We start from the raw sequence: 18,278 nt of genomic DNA on the forward strand, positions 1-18,278 counted from the left end.
TTTATTTCACATCTTATTCAAGATTGTTTACAATTTATCTATAAAAGCATGACGGAGGGATTTCTATGACCGACTTTCAAAAACAATTTTTTGCACGATTACATATAGAAGAAAAAGACAAAGTTTCATTTGAAGATTTACCTAACATTATGTACGCGATGGCACAAACTGTCCCTTTTGAAAACTTAAATATACTCGAAAAGAATTTTAAGGAAATATCAAAAGAAAATTTAAAAGAAAAAATTTTAGTAAACAACCGTGGTGGTCTTTGTTATGAACTCAATCCTACTATGTACTACTTCCTTAAAGATGCTGGATTTGATGTTCATCTCGTTTCAGGAACAGTATATAACGCCGCAAACTCCATATGGGCCGTTGATTCCGGACATATCGCAACCATTTTAAAACATCATAATGAGCTTTATTTAATTGAAGTAGGATTCGGATCATACTTACCTCTTGCTCCTATCCCTTTCTCAGGTGAAGTCATTCACTCCGTTACAGGAGATTATCGTATTCGTAAAGAAATGACCGAAAAAGGAAACTACATGTTAGAGATGCGTAAAAATAATGAGTTTTTGGATCAATCTTCTACTGATGATTGGACGTTAGGCTATGCATTTCATATAGAAGAAGTGAATGAAGAAAAAGTAAATGCGGCACAAAAAATTATCGTTGAACATGAGGGCTCACCATTTAACAAAGTACCTCTTATTGTAAAACTAACTGCAGATGGGCATGCATCTTTAACAAAGGATAGTCTGACAATAGCGAAAAACGGTAAAAAAACGAAAAAAAATGTTACAAATGCGCAATATAAAAATCTTTTACATTCAAAATTCGGAATTACGTTATAATTTTTCAAGCCTTGCCATTTTAGCAAGGCTTTTCATTTTCCAGCAGGGATTTTTTGCAATTTGTTGTATTTCATAGTTATATAGGAATATAACTACATATTTAGAAAGGAAATGATTATGACTGAACTTAAAGATCGACTACAAGTAGATGATAAAGAGAAATGGGATTTAACGGATATTTATCATACAATTGAAGATTGGGAAAGCGATTTTCATAAAATTGAAGTATTAACGAAAGAATTACATGAGTTTAATGGACATATTCACGATGGCAATAGTTTATTAGCCTATTTAACAAAGAGCGAAGAAATTTCTAGCATAATATCTTTAATGTTCGCTTATGCACGATTACAATCTGATCTTGATACGCGCGATACTGACGCTCAATCTCTTGTCGATAAAGTATCACAATTACACGTGAAAGTAAGTGCGGCTAAATCTTTCTTTTCCCCATTCTTACTTAGCGTAGATGAAAACACATTACATTCTTACATAGAAGAAGCAGAAGGCTTACAATATTATAAAGAAGACTTATTTGAATTATACCGTTATAAAAAACACGTATTAAATAAAGACCAAGAAGAGATTTTATCACAAATGGGCGAAGCACTTTCCTCTCCTCAGCATACATACGGCATGTTAAATAATGCAGATATACTATTTGGTGAAATTACAAATGATGATGGAGAAAAAGTAAATTTAACACGCGGAATGTATGCAAAGTTAATAGAAGATGAGAATCGCGAAAAACGTAAGGAAGCCTATAAAGCTTATTACAAACCATACGTTCAATTAAAAAATTCTATCGCTTCTACTTTATCTGCTGCTATTAAAAATAATGTTACTGTTTCAAAGCTAAGAAACTATCCATCAGCTTTAGAAAAATCATTATTTGGCGACATGGTTCCAAAAGAAGTATATGAAAATTTAATTGATACGACGAAAAAAAATATTCAATCACTACATACTTATAATGAACTTCGAAAAGAAAAATTACATGTAGATGAACTACGCCAGTACGATTTGAGCGTTGATTTAGTAACGGGTGTAAAACAAGACATTCCATATGACAAAGCGTTTGACATCATGATTGAATCACTAGCTCCATTAGGTGAAGAATATATTGAAACATTAAAAAGCTTTAAAGATAAACGTTATATTGACGTGAGAGAAACGCCAGGAAAGCGTTCCGGCGCTTATAACTTTGGTGTATACGGTGTTCATCCTTTCATTCTTTTAAATCATCACGATGATTTAAATAGCTTTTTCACTCTTACTCATGAATGTGGACACGGTATGCATACGCACTACTCACACGGATACCAACCAAGAATTTCTGCACACTATACTATTTTTGTTGCAGAAGTCGCTTCTACAGTAAATGAAGTGCTACTAATTCATCATTTATTAAAAGAAGCAAAAGATGCTAATGTACGTAACCATTTAGTAAACCATTTTATCGACAAATTTAAAGGCACTTTCTTTACACAAATTATGTTCGCTGAGTTTGAAAAAATCACACATGAAATGGCGCAGCAAGGTAAACCATTAAATGCTCAAGTCTTTAGCGAAGTTTATGAAAACTTGTTTAGAGAGTATAATGGCGACTCCCTCGTATTTGACGAAGAAGTACAATATGGATGGGCTAGAATACCGCATTTCTATCGTCCATTTTACGTATACAAATATGCAACTGGATTCGCTTCTGCAATCCAAATTGCAGATAAGTTATTAAGCGGCGATCCAAATGCTCAAAAACATTATATTGAATTCCTTAAAGGTGGAAGTTCTGACTATCCATTAAATCTACTCAAAAAAGCTGGAGTTGATTTAACTACGCAAGAACCGATTGAAAGTGCACTAAATCGTTTCAACTCACTTGTTGAAGAGTTTTCAGCATTATAAAAAGCATGCAGAGTATATACTCTGCATGCTTTTTTCTTTTCGGTTACTTTATTCTCAGTCTATTTTCATCACTAATAAACAAATTTGTGTCACATACTCCTCTACTAAACAATCACATTCAGGTCCCTTAATGTAAACTTCATATGGTGACCCCTCTATTACATAACTATTTCTTTCAATCCATTTTTCTAACGCTATATACGCGTAACCTATATAGTCGTAACTTCCATAATGCATAGTAGTAACAATTTGATGCGGATTTAATTTTTTTATTTCGGATCCTTGTACTACGTCTTTATCGTTCTCATACAAAATTGGAATTCTTAATTCAATATCGCTTTCATTCGGGATATACTCTTCATCATAAAAAACTGTAGAAGGCGAACCGACTATTGGAAAATTATGCTTTTGTACCTTTTCATATAAGTCATAAAAATAATCATCCATATCATCTATATTTATTTGTAACCTTTGAGTAATTACCGTTATTTCATTTCTCATTCCAATTAATATATCGTAACTTCTATGGCGAGCAATATACAGGCCATTATTCACATTTACCATCTCATTCATTTCTGAAATAACCTGTAAATTTCGCTTCACTTCGTGAGACAACTCTATAATTTGTGCTTGCATATGTTTCACAAACGAGTCTTGATCTGATGACTGCAAAATGATTTTAATTTTTGGTAGAGGGAACTTATACTCTCTTAACTTTTTTATTTCCAACGCTATTTCTAACTGTCCTTGCTCATAATATCTATACCCATTTTCCGGGTTCACATATGCTGGTTTTAATATATCCTCTTTGTCATAATGCCTTAGCATCCGTGTACTCATTTTACAAATCTGTGAAAACTCAGTAATTGTATACATATACTTACCCCTTGAATACATTTTCTTATAAGCTTATTTTAAAACCAATCAAAAATCTTCATTCTGATTGTTCAATCTCCTCATTTTTGAAGGTAATAAATGACGAGGACAATACCACGTTAAACAATTTATTGCACCTCCCATTGTCGATATTTCTCCTACATGAATTTGAATAGCTTGTTTCTCCGTATGCTGTTGAATATATCGTAAAACTTCCCTATCTTTAGCTAATCCAAACTTAGGAACATAAATCGTATCACATGTTTCTAACATATTTATATACAAGCCTTTTGCCGATGCTATTTCTTCATCATATTGTCCCTTTTCTGTATATAACGATGAAACAACTATAAATTTAGCTTCTGGCATTTGCTCTTGAATCATCTCTTGAACATTATATCTAAATTCATGATCCCCTAAAAAATCACTAATAAACATCGTATGCTCATCAATAAATTTAACCATTCCGTCTGCATGTGCGAGTACGTCCCCTTCTTCAGCAGGAATAATAATAACTCGGCTCACATCTAAATCCCATTCTAGTTGCTCTATAATTTCTTCTTCCGTCCAATCATCATTATCATCAAATATGCGTTCCGTTACTATAACAGTATCTTTTTTATTCCAAATAAGATTTCCACCGTCTAATATCAGTGGAGACTTCACATATTCAAATTCGTTCTTTTTCAACCATTTATTAAATTGTTGATCTAAATATCGCCATTGATCTTTCGGTAAGTAATTCGGTTCATATTTAAATTTAACTAAGTGATTTGTGACAACTGGTGCAACATCTCTTAGCCAAATATCATCATACTCAAAAAAGCTTGTTTGAAAGTCTTGCTCTTCAACAGATAAAGAAACAAGTTGATCAGTAAAAGATTTATGTTCATTTAAGTATTCATTAAAATAAACCAGGTCTTCATAAAATGGACGATAATATTCATTTGATTTATCTGGTATTGCAGTAAAAATAATTCCATTTTGTTTTTGTTCCATATTATTTACCTCGCTTTTTAATAATGGCTGAATAACTAATTTCACTTTGCCAACTATTTCTCTTTCATAACAATTTTCGAAACGTGCACATTTCATGAATGGATTATAGCACGGAGAAATATTATATATTTATATAAAAAATATATCCCTGTAGTTGAGCGGAAAGTTGACTCTTGACGGGATTTTAAAATACAATATTAAAAATTTATATGAAAGTATGAAATTGAATAATAGAATCATAAACCCTATCATTATAAAGCTAGTTAATACTATTTCTTTCAATGCTGTTACTCCTTTTTGGCGAAAAATAAAACATAACAAAATAGGTAAAAGTAACAATGTACCTATTTTGTCCGCATGTTACTAAATTTCAATCAATTACTTCAATTGAATCGGTTGTTGCTGTGTAGCACAATGAATCATGCCACCATTTTTATAAAGCTCCCTCACATCAATACCAACTACTTTACGATCTGGATATAACTTCTGAATCGTATCATTTGCGATCTTATCATTCGGATCATTATAATTAGGCACCAATAGCACTGTATTCCCAATATAATAATTAATATACGATCCCTTATAATCGAGAGCTTTTCCATTTTCTAAAATAACTTTCTCTTTACTAAGAGGTAAGTATTCATACTTATATTTCTGCCCTGACGCACTTTTTGCATCTAACAATGTATCCATATCTTTGTTTGACAATCCCCATTCGGCTAGGTCATCTTCTTTCATCGTTACAATGGTAGATTTACCATGAAATTTAGCAAATCCATCAATATGAAAATCAGTAATATCTATATTAGGTACTCCATCTAACCAAATAAAGTTTGTTACTCCAAGGTCACTTATATATTTTTCAATTTCCTTTTCTGATAAATCCGGATTTCTATTTTTATTTGTTACAGCACTCCGAGTTAATAACGCTGTACCGTTGCTGTCTAATTCAATTGCACCGCCTTCAAGGACAAAATTCCCCCAATCAATCCTTTCAATCCCTACTTGTTCACTAACATTTTCACGTACACGAGCATCATTCTTATATGGAGTTTTCTTTCCCCAACCATTAAATGCCGGATCTAATATTTTGAGATTTTTATTATTGTCATAAACAAAAATCGGCCCACTATCCCTTGCCCATACATCATCAGTAGGAGCAATAAAGAAATCAATTTTATCCATATTCAATCCTTTATCTATTAAAAGATTATTGATGCGCTCTTTCTCTTCCTCATCGTATGCAACAATATGGACTTTTTCACCCTCGGTTAAAGCACTTGCCATCTTAACCCAAATCGGTTCAACTTCCTGCTTATACTCTTCACCATATGTGTATTCATGAGGCCATTGCAGCCAAGTACCTTCATGCTTATCTTTTTCATCTGGCATCGTATATTTTCCAACTTTTTTCTGTACCTCTACTTTTTCACTCTCTTTCCCTGTAGCATTTTCATTGTTCCCCTCAAAAGAGCATCCACTAATAATCGTTGTAGATAATGTAGCCATTAAGCAAAACTTTACTATTTTTTTCATTTTGTAAACCTCCTGTTCTTGTCTCCAATAATGTAAAGCTTCACATAGTGTTAAGCTCAAGCTTTTTTATCAATGTAAAATTCACCAATTAATCTTCCTCATAAATTCAATACGAATAGATAAACTTCCCGTAGCAGATTTCCTATATTTAACATTCATATCATTTAACTTCCTAAATAAAATTATTCTACTATTCCCCCTTCATAGTTACTTCTTCGTTGAACATTCAAAAAAAATCGGTATTGATAAATTCATATCAATACCGATTTAAAAATCATTATTTTCCTTCTATTAAATCACTCGCCATTTTCCTAAACTCTTGATTAAATGCATCATCCATACCATTTTGTACGTTAGAGAATAATATGACAAACGTTTTTTTATCCCAGTTAAAATTATTAAAAGTATTCCACCCTGCCAATACGCCGTGGTTATGATAATAATCTGGATACGTATAGAAACTAAATCCATATTTTCTTGCAGGTGATGCCGTAAACATATCTAATACACTTTGTTTAGATAACAGTTTTCCATCCATTATTGCCTCATCTAATCTTTTCATATCTTCAACAGTCGTATACATTTCACCACACCCATACAACCAGTTCATTTTTAAGCGGGGTGCAGCTATTAATTCATTATCTTTTCTCGTATAACCTTCTGCTAAAAAAATATCTTCTGGGAGAGTCTCCCCCATTCCAGATTCATGCATGCCAGCAGAAGTAAAAATATTTTCTTTGATGTATTCAGCGAGCGGTTTATTCGTAATTTTTTCTACAATATATGCAAGCACCATATAATTATAGTCTGTATATTTCCAGCCTGTCCCTGCAGGAAATTGCAATTTTTGCGCTCCAATCCACGTTACTAACTTTAAACGTGACCCCGCATCCACCCTACCTTGTCCTTGATCTGGCAAGCCGGATGTGTGTGTTAATAGATTTCGTAACGTAATGTTTTTATCTGCCGGAAACGATGGAATATACTTATTTACATTGTCTTCAATATTTAATTTCCCTTTTTCCTTTAGCTGCATAATAGATATTGCAACGACTGTTTTCGTAATTGAACCGATGCGATATTTCGTTCTTGGCGTTGTTACTACTTTATCTTTCACATTCGCATACCCATAACCTTTTCGTAAAATTACATGGTCTTTACTGGCTACAAGAACACTCCCATTAAATCCTTTATCTTTTAAATATTGATCTAGTTTTCCAGCTACAACTTCATAGCGCTTTTTCTCATTTGCATCAACTTCTTGCATATCGCTCTTTTGCTTACTATTTACATTAGAAAATGCCTTTATATCATATTTCTTACCTTTATTTGCATGTATTAGTGCAACGACACTCCCACAAAAAATAGCAAAAATAAAGAAAACAATTAACCATTTCTTTAGCATAATAGGAACCCTCTTTTATCTAGTTTCACTTAACGCGCATCCATTCTATTCTATATATATTAATTTTCAAATACTTTATAATATTACCTATCTATTATTCACCTAATTAAACTAGATTCCTTTTTCTCATATTCAGTTTTTGGCTACTCTCTATTGTATTTCTTTCTTGTAAAATTTCCACCTTACAATCGGATACACCCTACTATAATTTCAACAGCTTATGTAACATTTGTTACACATAATAAGAAATGGAGTTGTTACGATGAAAAATACCGATAAACACAATCGTTTAAATGATATGATGTTCCATTACAGAGTAACAAAAAATAACATAGTTTTAATTGAATATTACGTAAAGTAAATTAAAATATTAAAAGGAAATGATGCTGAAAAATTTTTAAACAAAATAAATCATGCACATAACATAACGATACAAAAAAACAACTCATTATGGCTAAAGTAACAGGTAATTTCAAAAGGGGCAATGAACGTCATTGAAAATGAATCTCATTTATTTTTGATTATATAACATATAAAATAGAAATGTCGCACATTCGGCATTTCTTTAGAATTTCTTCATAAAAAATTTACATTGCTAACTTTCTTTTATTTTTTGTTTTTACTATATAAACTCACTGCCGAGATGCTTAATAATACCACTATACATAACCACGCATATGTATACCCTTTCTCATCTACAATATAACCATATAAAACAGGTGCAACAATAATCGCAATTTGATTGAATGTAAGTGCCAAACTAACTGTTATTCCAACACATTCTTCACTTGCCAATTCAGCAACTTCGACAATAAAAAGACTAAACCATCCAATCGAAAAGAAACCTAACAATGCGCTTACACCATACAATAATCCACTCGTTACTGTATGTATGCTCATGACTAACAATAGAATCAAACCGATAGAAGCACAGACAGCTATAAATAATGGCGTGCGCCGATTCCCCTTATAAAACAAATCACTACTAGCTGCTAATACAACACGGCCAATCATTCCAGAAAAGAACATCACTGAAAATACTGTTCCAGCTTCAATAGATGTAATGGATTGTTCCCTTACTAAAAATTTCATGAAGTGCCCAACTAACACCATTTGCAATGAAATCATGCAAATACCCGTTATATAAATTGGATACAACTCTTTTTTGCATATCACTACTTTTAGCTGCATCCATAAAGAATTTTTAATATATTCTTTCCTTACATTCTCTTGGACATATGGCTCTTTATAAAACATAAAAAATAATAAACCTCCAATTATACAAATGCATGCCATACTATTTATCGCATAAGTCACATTATATTGTATTGTAAGAAACGGGATTAAAACTCCCGCTAATGCGCCACCAACCGGTATACCAGCTTGCCTTATTCCCATCGCTAATCCACGATTTTCTTTTGGAAACCATTTTAAAATCACTTTACTTCCTCCTGGCTGGGAAACACTATAAAACATTCCTACTAATAAAAGTACAAATAACAGTCCATTAAATCCACTTACTATATTAGTTAGTAAAAGCGAACCTCCTAGCAAAAATGAACTTATAGAAATTAACAACTTTTCATTATATTGATCAAGTAGCCGCCCAACAAAAAGCATACAAAATAATGGTCCAACATTTACAACACTTACTAACAATCCACTCTCCATATTCGTAAGCGCATATTCTTCTTTCCAAAATAACACCAAAACTCCAACACCATACGTTATAAGCGTCGCTGTTGTTTGAGCAATCGTCGCAACAATTAACATCATCCACTTATAAGTACTTTTCATCCTTTCTTCGATTAACACAATCATCCCTCCACCCCCTTCCATCGTATGAAAGTTCTGATATCATATAAAATAAATATTCATCATATAATCCATCAAAAAAATTGATACCTTTCGGAGGGATGATACGTGGACATAAAAGATTTAACTGTATTTTACGAAGTTGCGAAGGAAAATAATATTTCTCACGCAGCTAAAAATTTGAACTATGTACAATCAGGCGTAACAATGCGTATGAAACAACTAGAAAATGAATTAGGTGTGCCTTTATTTTACCGTAACGGAAAAGGTGTAACTTTAACTTCTAACGGTGAGATTTTATTAACATACGCTAAACAAATTATCCACTTAATGGATCAATCTATAAAAGCGGTTCAAAGTAATGGAACTGAGCCAAAGGGCACGTTGAAAATCGGATGTACAGAATCTACAACTGCGGTAAGGCTTCCCTCTATATTAACGGCCTACTATGAGAAACACCCAAAAGTCGAATTGATTTTAGAAACAAATACGACCGAACAACTAATTAGGCTAGTGTTAGAAAGAAAACTAGACGGAGCGTTTATAGCTGGCTCTACTCAGCACGCTGAACTTCATACAAGTGTATTTCGTGAAGAAGAATTAGTTCTCATTAGTAAAAAACCTTTACCCTCTCTTACAGACATAGAAGATATGAATTTACTCGCTTTTAGTCAAGGTTGCTATTATAGAAGTTTATTAGAAGACTGGCTTCAAGAAGAAGGCATCTCGCCTAAACGAATATTAGAGTTCGGAACAATTGAAGCAATACTCGCCTGTGTAAAATCAAATATGGGCGTAGCAATTATGATGAAATCAATTTTAAGTGGTCATGCACATAACTTATCATTCAATCCTTTACCTAATAGATTCAAAAAAGTTCCTACTACTTTTATTACTAGGAACGATATATATCAATCAGCTGCATTACAAAAATTTATGGAGATGATTTAACAATGCGCGAAAAGAAAATACGTGGTATGAAACGAAAAACAAACACTATGATTAAACGCATTGAGGAACATACAAAAACGTTCCCTTCTGCTTTCTATAACGATGAATATTGGTATATGCTATTACCAGTTTCCCAATCTTTTATCAATTCATGTAAAATACCTAGAAAAGTAAAACGATTGTGTATACAAACCTTATTAAATCAAGCAAATCATTTAATAAAAATAAAACCGAGCGATATACATACATATCGAGTTGTTGTTTTAATTTCTATAGAAAATTTATGGAGATCGCAAATTATCGTATTTAAAAACGATGACTACTTTCAAAATTTCCCCAATAGAAATAATGAATTTCAAACATGGATTCCTCTTTCAAATGAAATTGATTTTTGGGAAACATGGGGAATTTCAATTTGCCCTACTGCCCAAATGTTGCACTTTCAAGAAGTCATTTATGATGAGAATACAATCGATGAAAAAGAGATTTGGTTTGTTGGAGAGTTATCTTAAAAGGGGAGCTTTCAAATGAAAAGCTTCCCTTTTTTCACCTGACAAAATCGCTATATAATAAATTTATCACTTCACTATATAGGAGGTTTTCAAATGGTAATCCCTAAATATCCTGATGTCCCTAATCTTACGAAAAAACAAATCGATCAAATTACAGAAATCACTTTTCTAAAAGAAATAACACCACAAAAATGTGATGCCATTTTCGTTTTCGGCGGTTCTCATCCTGGCAATTGGCAAACTCCACTAAAAGCTTATCGACAAGGTTTAGGAAATAAAATTATCGTTACAGGTGGTACTAGTTTGCATGGCATGAAACATCCAAGCTGGAATTACGGGGATTTGTCAGAAGCAGAAGTAATTGTACATAAATTAATTGAACATGGCGTACCCAGAGACGCTATCCTATTCGAGACAAATTCCCTCCATTCTATCGCTAATGCAATGGAAGCGAAAAAGATTTTTGATTTCACAAAAATTAATCGGCTACTATTTGTTTGCAAAAGTTTAGGAGCCGGTCGGCAATATAGAGTATTGAAAAAACATCTTCCTAACACTGTTACTTGTATTCCATATACATTTGATACAAGTTTCGATGGCGAGTTTATCATTAATAGATATAATTGGATGGAAAATGAGAAAAGCCGCTCTATGATTTTTGGAGAATACTTGAGAAATATTTGCTACGGTAGAAAAGGTGGCATTGAGCCGCCTGAAAAAGAAGTTCAAGGCTTAGAAGAATATGTATCCTACTACTATAATCTAGCATAATAGAAAAAGGTATACCAAAACGTCGGTATACCTTTTATCCTATCTCACTTATTTTTCTTTTAGTACACTATGTAATCGATCAGGATAATTTGTAAACATTCCTGTAGCACCCCATTTAATTAACAATCGCATATCTAGTTTCTCATTAATTGTATAAGGGTGAATTAACAGACCATTATTTCTAGCCATTTTCATATATGACTCATCAATAATTAGTTCTCCGTTATCATTGCGTAAGTTCGGTCCAATACCAACTGCATACTTTTTAATTTCTTGAAAATCTTCATTTGTTACACTTTTCGGTTCATGTGTAATGCCAGACCATTCAACAATCTCATTGTTTTCATTTGGATAATACCAAAGCAGTTGAACTAACGGAATATTTTTATTCATACTATGAATCTTTGTTAAACTATCTTTACTAAATGATTGAATCATAACACGGCTAGAAGACATGTTTTGACCTACTAAATTATATTTTTTTAATAAAGCCAATAATTTCTCTTCCATTCCTGGATACACATCTGGTGACTTTGTTTCAATGTAATACTTCATGCTTCTTCCGTACTTTTGGAAAATTTCTTCTAGTGTCGGAACCTTTTGACCAACGTACTCTTGCTTAGCCTTTTCTGGATAAGCTTTATTGAACCACGATCCTGCATCTAAGCTTTTTATTTCACTTAATGTTTTATCTCGTACTTCCCCTGTTCCATTTGTAGTACGATCAACTGCTGTATCATGCATTGCAATTAATTGGCCATCCTTAGTTAATTGAATATCTAACTCCAAATAATCCGCTTTCATTTTTTTCACTAAATCATAAGAAGCAAAAGTATGCTCAGGTGCATGTCCACTTGCTCCGCGATGTGCAATATTTAAAAATTTATTCGTATTCCATTCATGCTTCCCTTCTGCTTTCGCATGAACAGCTCCCCCAGCAAAGATACTTCCCATCATAAAGAAAATAACGAACGCGCTAATAATTTTTCTCATCCTTCTAACCCTTCCTACGCTGCAAATTTCAACAAGTTAATGAGATTTACACGAAATAGAAGATATATTTTCATTATTTTTATAAGCTTATATTAAAATTTCAGTCTTACGAATATACTTTCTCTATGTTATTAATATAGAAAACTATTTATTTTCTATAGCCCTCCTTTCCACATGTAACTTCTCTATTGTGTACGGCTCATCCAATAAAAAAAGCCATAAATTATTTAGAGGACACTTCTGTATCCCTAAATAAATTTATGGCTTATCTCAAATATCTCTGGCCTCGATTAACTTGTCGAAATTAATCATACCAAACCTATTAAAATTTGTGAATATTATTTTTTCAGTAAAGTGAGACATATAAGAAAGTATTTCTGTATTTACTTAAAAATCACATAATACATTTCTCATTACCTCTTCCAGCATTACATCTGGATTTACCACTGCTTTTGCCGAATGCCATCCTATAAAGCCATCTGGTCTAATTAATACAGCTCCTCCATTCTCTATCCCATATAATTTTCTGAAAATATCTTCTTGAGCAACAAAATCTCCACTTAAACCAATGCGATACACTTTTATAGTTACTCCTAATGTAGCTGAAACAGTATGTGCTGATTCAGCCCAAGAATCATTTTCTGCTCCAGTAAGCAAAACAAAATCGTTACCTAATAAATCAAGGACAGAGACTTCTTTCTCCTCATACATTCCAAAAAAATGTGGTGCTCGCGTTCCAGGTCTTCCGTTCAACTCTACGATATCCATTCTATGTGGAGTAGCTGAGTCATCTACTATCGCATCTGAACAATAGTGATACCCAACAGTTACAGCTAATCCATCCATATTATTCAAACTGCCTTCCTCTCTACTTGCAGCACGGAACAATAAACTACTCGCATACTCTGTCGTTAATTTTGCAACAGGATATCTCTCTTTATGATATGTTTCTAACAAATTTGGATTTGCTTTCCCTTTTATAACAGCTGCTAATTTCCAAGCTAAGTTATGCGCATCTTGTATTCCTGTATTTGAACCGAATCCTCCAGTTGGGGGCATAATATGTGCTGAATCACCAACTAAAAAAATGCGATTATCTTGAAATTTTGTAGCCGTACTTTCACTCGCCTCCCATGGTAAAACACTTACTATTTTTGACTCGACCTTTGTGTTGCCAATTGCTGTTTGAATAATTTGTTTACAACGTTCTATAGTGAAATCCTCTGGTCGCTCTCCTTTTAATGGATCGTAGGATACATGGTAAATCCATTTTCTTTCGTTATTAACTGGAATAAGCGCACCAAGAACTTCCGGATGAAGTACCATAGAAAAACCAAATGCATCTCCTTGTATAAACTCACTTAAATCCGCTTCAAAATAAATATTCACATAATAGCCACCGATTGTACCTCGTCCCTCAGTACTTATCCCTAGTTGCTCACGTATTTTACTTTTTGCCCCATCTGCTGCAATTACATAGTCACAATGAATAATACTTTCTTCTTCCGTTTCACGATTCCGAATCGTTGCTATTACTCCGTGCTCATTTTGTTCATAAGAAACTAATTCATGATAAAAAGATAATTCTCCGCCTAATGTTCTCGTTTCTTGTAACATCATCTCTTCTAAAGTAATTTGATAACAAGCTGTTTGTTTTGATGGACTAATCTCTTCTATTTTTCGAAGTAACTTTTCATCGTTTCCATACTGATTCGCCCTCATTTGTGCCAATTCTTCCTTATTCACCTCAGCTATTGTATGAACTGCTATTCTTCCTCGGCAATTTTCTAACGCTTTACCCGCCAATCTAATTCTTTGTTCTAAACCCAATTCCCGGAATAACTCCATCGTACGAAAAGTGATTCCACCTGCTTTTGGATGAATTGCAGTAGACGGGTGCCTTTCAACCAGTGAATAATCAACGTTATGTTTTGCAAGAAATAACGCAGATGCTAACCCTGATAATCCTCCTCCAATAATTAAAACTGGTACGTAATTCGATTTCATATATTTACCCTCCACATCATTGTTCTGAGCTCAGTGACATAAATATAATCAAAAAAACAACAAAGATATAGACTTATAATTCATTTTTAATTATCATATAGATAGATTACGCCCCAAATTCTTTTTACTTTTTCATACATCTATAATCTGCTTGCATTATGCATGTATGAAAGAGTAAAACGAAACAACTCACTTTAGTAAACACCAAAATAATAAAAACACTATAAGCGGTCGTAACCCTATAAGTAGTTATACAGGGTTACGACCGCTTATTTTTTATAAAACCCTTATCCTTTATCTTCTGTAAACAGTATATTATGAAATCATTTTCTATTTTTAAAAATTTTACCATTCTAGTATGTAACCTTTTTCTATCCCCTACCATTATCAACACATATAATTTCATTCGTCTCGATTTTCTTTCCCAATATTGCAGCTCATACAACAATCATGTAGCATTACCGTATCGATGTAATGGTTCATCATCTTAAACCTTTCGACTAATTACCAGGAGGTAAAGTGATTGAAATGAATAAACAAGAACAATTAAATGTTATAAAAAAAGATTTTATTGATTCTCAAAAAGTATTATTGGCAATTGGCGATGAAACACGTCAAGCTATTTTGTTAGTTCTCATGAAAACGGAATGTCAAACCGGATTACGTGTAGGAGAAATTACGAAACAAACACACCTTTCTCGACCAGCAGTATCGCATCACCTTAGGATTTTACGAGAAGCCGGTATTATTTTAATGCGAAAAGAAGGTACAAAAAACTTTTATTATATTGATATACGTACAAAATTAAGTTTATTAAAAAATCTTGTATTAAATATTGAAAAGCTATTACACAACTTTTATTGAAATTTGGAGGTATAAGAAATGAAAGCAATGATAATTGATAAATACGGGAAAGTTCCAATGCGTATGGCAGAAGTACCTACTCCTGAAATAAATGAACATGAAGTGCTCGCAGAAATTCATGCAGCTAGTATTAACCCAATTGACTTTAAAATACGTGATGGAAAAGTAAAGATGTTACTTAAATATGAAATGCCCCTAATCCTTGGTAATGATTTTTCCGGTGTCATCGTAAAGGTTGGATCAAAAGTGACTCGTTTTAAAGTTGGTGATGAAATATATGCACGTCCAAGAAAAAATAAAATCGGTACTTTCGCGGAATATATAGCCATTCATGAAGATGATATAGCTTTAAAACCAAAGAATTTAAGTTTTGAGGAAGCAGCGTCGATTCCACTCGTTGGTTTAACATCATATCAAGCACTACATGACATTATGCACTTACAAAAAGGACAAAAAATATTAATTCACGCTGGATCTGGTGGTGTTGGTACTTTCGCAATTCAGTTAGCAAAAATAATGGGTGCCACTGTTACAACGACTGCTAGTGAAGCTGGTGCGAATTTAGTAAAGTCTCTTGGCGCAGATGAAATTATTAATTACAAAACAGAGAATTTTGAAGAAATACTAAAAGATTATGATGCAGTATTTGATACAATCGGCGGGACAACACTTGAAAAATCATTCAATATTATAAAAAGTGGCGGCAACATCGTTTCCGTTTCAGGAATGCCGAATGCTCGTTTCGGTAAAGAATTTGGTTCCGGATTTTTTAAAACACTCTTATTTTCATTAGCAAGTAGAAAACTTACTGCACTTGAAAAAAAGCATAATGTGCAATATTCATTTTTATTTATGAAACCAAGCGGAGATCAATTACGTACTATCGCAAACTATATTGAAGCTGGAAGAATCAAACCGGTAATCGATCGAGTTTTCCCTTTTGAAGATACTCAAAAAGCAATGGAATATTCAGAGGGTGGAAGAGCAAAAGGAAAAATAATCGTAAAAATTAAGTAGTAATAAAAACTCCATTTTTTTAAATGGAGTTTTTATATTTGCTGTTGAATAGACATAGCACACTGAAGTCCTTACAATAGATTTTAAGGGGAAATATCATATTATACTTTTAGCTAATTTTACAAAGAATACATACGTACAAATACATAATAAAAAATAAACAAGGAGGAGATAAAATGACTAAAAATAATGAAGCTGGTTGGAATTTAGATAATAGTTATACAACTTTACCACAATCATTTTATACAGAAATCCCCCCTACTCCAGTAAGTTCACCGGAGCTAGTTAAACTAAATCATTCGCTAGCAATATCTCTTGGCTTTAATCCTGAAGAACTGAAGAAAGAAGTCGAAATTGCTATTTTCGCTGGTAATGCACTCCCAGAAGGAGCTCATCCATTAGCACAAGCGTATGCAGGTCATCAATTCGGGCATTTTAATATGTTAGGCGACGGTCGTGCTCTTTTAATTGGCGAACAAATTACTCCTTCAGGTAAACGTTTTGACATTCAACTGAAAGGTTCTGGACCTACTCCGTATTCACGCCGTGGTGATGGTCGTGCTGCACTCGGTCCGATGCTACGTGAGTATATTATTAGTGAAGCAATGTATGCACTTGATATTCCAACTACTCGCAGTTTAGCAGTTGTCACAACAGGCGAGCCAACATATCGGGAAACAAAGTTACCTGGAGCAATTTTAACTAGAGTCGCTAGCAGTCATATACGTGTCGGCACATTTCAATATGCTGCTGCTCGTGGTTCTATCGAGGATCTACAATCACTAGCTGACTATACGATAAAAAGACATTATCCAGAAATTGAAGCTCATGAAAACCGATATACTGCATTACTACGAGAAGTCATAAAGAAACAAGCAAGCCTCATCGCTAAATGGCAACTTGTTGGATTTATCCATGGCGTAATGAACACTGACAATATAACGATTAGTGGAGAAACGATTGATTACGGCCCTTGTGCATTTATGGACAATTACGACCAAGGAACTGTATTTAGCTCTATTGATACACAAGGTCGCTACGCATATGGAAATCAACCATATATGGCCGCATGGGACCTGGCGCGACTAGCAGAATCTTTAATACCAATTCTGCATGAAGATGAAGAAGAAGCATTAAAAATTGCTCAAGACGAAATTTCAAAATTTAGCGTACAATATGAAAAACAGTGGTTCATTGGAATGAAAAAGAAATTAGGACTATTTAGCGACGAAGAACAAGATCATTCACTTATTGAGCAACTTTTAAAAATGATGGAGAAATATAAGGCAGATTATACAAATACATTCCGTTCATTAACTCTTGATACGTTAGAAAATACGCCTCTATTCGAAAGTCCAGAATTTAAAGAATGGTACAAACTGTGGCAATCTCGATTAGAAAAACAAGAAGAATCGAAAGAAAATGCCTACGAAATGATGAAAAATAATAACCCATCCATCATCCCAAGGAATCACCGCGTAGAAGAAGCTTTAGAAGCAGCTGTTACAAACGGCGACTATAGCGTAATGGAAAAACTTCTTGAAGCTCTATCAAATCCTTATGCGTATGCTACAGAGCAAGAAGAATACTGCATTCCACCTGCACCGACGAATCGTCCTTATCGTACTTTTTGTGGGACTTGATTGTTTAATCTCTTTTAATGTGCTTTCAATTATTGAAGGCACATTTTTTACATAGGCATAAATTGTACTCCAATCAAACCACACATATATCACTATTCCAATCATATTAATTGATTATCTTCGTGAA

The 18,278-nt window shown here is 33.4% G+C and carries 15 protein-coding genes and 1 pseudogene; 9 read left to right on the forward strand and 7 right to left on the reverse strand.

The window, feature by feature from the left end; translation table 11 throughout:
• The first annotated feature begins 65 nt into the window (after positions 1-65).
• Entirely contained in the window at positions 66-857 is a 792-nt protein-coding gene (locus ACLBWW_RS21610; protein ID WP_098706349.1) for an arylamine N-acetyltransferase family protein, read from the forward strand.
• A gap of 117 nt (positions 858-974) precedes the next feature.
• Positions 975-2,762, forward strand: coding sequence for an oligoendopeptidase F (pepF, locus tag ACLBWW_RS21615; protein WP_431122605.1), 1,788 nt, complete (start codon positions 975-977; stop codon positions 2,760-2,762).
• 54 nt (positions 2,763-2,816) lie between these two features.
• Here the strand turns inward: pepF and ACLBWW_RS21620 are convergent, their stop codons facing one another.
• The 4 genes from ACLBWW_RS21620 to ACLBWW_RS21635 all read right to left on the reverse strand — a co-directional run bounded on the left by ACLBWW_RS21620 (position 2,817) and on the right by ACLBWW_RS21635 (position 7,578).
• On the reverse strand, positions 2,817-3,638 hold the full coding sequence (locus tag ACLBWW_RS21620; protein ID WP_098706347.1) for a MerR family transcriptional regulator: 822 nt from the start codon (positions 3,636-3,638) through the stop codon (positions 2,817-2,819).
• 48 nt (positions 3,639-3,686) lie between these two features.
• On the reverse strand, positions 3,687-4,637 hold the full coding sequence (locus tag ACLBWW_RS21625) for an agmatine deiminase family protein (RefSeq protein ID WP_048544261.1): 951 nt from the start codon (positions 4,635-4,637) through the stop codon (positions 3,687-3,689).
• Between the two features lie 378 nt (positions 4,638-5,015).
• Entirely contained in the window at positions 5,016-6,173 is a 1,158-nt protein-coding gene (locus ACLBWW_RS21630; protein ID WP_447614231.1) for an agmatine deiminase family protein, read from the reverse strand.
• Positions 6,174-6,450: 277 nt separating this feature from the next.
• Positions 6,451-7,578: a serine hydrolase domain-containing protein gene (locus ACLBWW_RS21635; RefSeq protein WP_098221487.1), complete on the reverse strand. Its 1,128-nt coding sequence runs from the start codon at positions 7,576-7,578 to the stop codon at positions 6,451-6,453.
• A gap of 262 nt (positions 7,579-7,840) precedes the next feature.
• Between ACLBWW_RS21635 and ACLBWW_RS21640 the strand changes: the two are divergent.
• Positions 7,841-8,076: pseudogene (locus ACLBWW_RS21640) on the forward strand (hypothetical protein).
• A gap of 108 nt (positions 8,077-8,184) precedes the next feature.
• Here ACLBWW_RS21640 and ACLBWW_RS21645 read toward each other — a convergent pair.
• Complete coding sequence (locus ACLBWW_RS21645; protein WP_098221488.1) at positions 8,185-9,417, reverse strand: MFS transporter; 1,233 nt, start codon at positions 9,415-9,417, stop codon at positions 8,185-8,187.
• Between the two features lie 84 nt (positions 9,418-9,501).
• Between ACLBWW_RS21645 and ACLBWW_RS21650 the strand changes: the two genes are divergently transcribed.
• From ACLBWW_RS21650 to ACLBWW_RS21660, 3 genes are all read left to right on the forward strand, one after another.
• Positions 9,502-10,344 carry a LysR family transcriptional regulator gene (locus tag ACLBWW_RS21650; RefSeq protein ID WP_048543881.1) on the forward strand — a complete coding sequence of 281 codons (843 nt, stop codon included), beginning with the start codon at positions 9,502-9,504 and terminating at the stop codon, positions 10,342-10,344.
• 2 nt (positions 10,345-10,346) lie between these two features.
• On the forward strand, positions 10,347-10,856 hold the full coding sequence (locus ACLBWW_RS21655) for a DUF3916 domain-containing protein (protein ID WP_048543882.1): 510 nt from the start codon (positions 10,347-10,349) through the stop codon (positions 10,854-10,856).
• 93 nt (positions 10,857-10,949) lie between these two features.
• Positions 10,950-11,627, forward strand: a complete 678-nt coding sequence (locus tag ACLBWW_RS21660; RefSeq protein WP_431122613.1) for a YdcF family protein — start codon at positions 10,950-10,952, stop codon at positions 11,625-11,627.
• 48 nt (positions 11,628-11,675) lie between these two features.
• Here the strand turns inward: ACLBWW_RS21660 and ACLBWW_RS21665 are convergent, their stop codons facing one another.
• Both ACLBWW_RS21665 and ACLBWW_RS21670 read right to left on the reverse strand, forming a co-directional pair.
• Positions 11,676-12,620, reverse strand: a complete 945-nt coding sequence (locus ACLBWW_RS21665; protein WP_048543887.1) for a glycerophosphodiester phosphodiesterase — start codon at positions 12,618-12,620, stop codon at positions 11,676-11,678.
• A gap of 387 nt (positions 12,621-13,007) precedes the next feature.
• On the reverse strand, positions 13,008-14,627 hold the full coding sequence (locus tag ACLBWW_RS21670) for an FAD-dependent oxidoreductase (RefSeq protein ID WP_048543890.1): 1,620 nt from the start codon (positions 14,625-14,627) through the stop codon (positions 13,008-13,010).
• 519 nt (positions 14,628-15,146) lie between these two features.
• Here ACLBWW_RS21670 and ACLBWW_RS21675 point away from each other — a divergent pair.
• The 3 genes from ACLBWW_RS21675 (at position 15,147) to ACLBWW_RS21685 (ending at position 18,151) form a co-directional block, all read left to right on the forward strand.
• Positions 15,147-15,491: an ArsR/SmtB family transcription factor gene (locus ACLBWW_RS21675; protein WP_048543892.1), complete on the forward strand. Its 345-nt coding sequence runs from the start codon at positions 15,147-15,149 to the stop codon at positions 15,489-15,491.
• Positions 15,492-15,509: 18 nt separating this feature from the next.
• The gene (locus ACLBWW_RS21680; RefSeq protein WP_000646410.1) at positions 15,510-16,508 is read left to right on the forward strand and encodes an NADP-dependent oxidoreductase; all 999 of its coding nucleotides are present in this window, start codon (positions 15,510-15,512) and stop codon (positions 16,506-16,508) included.
• Between the two features lie 176 nt (positions 16,509-16,684).
• A complete protein-coding gene (locus ACLBWW_RS21685) occupies positions 16,685-18,151 on the forward strand; it encodes a protein adenylyltransferase SelO (protein WP_098078001.1) in 1,467 nt (488 codons plus the stop codon).
• Positions 18,152-18,278 lie beyond the last annotated feature (127 nt).

Source organism: Bacillus sp. M5A3_1b (assembly GCF_053345335.1).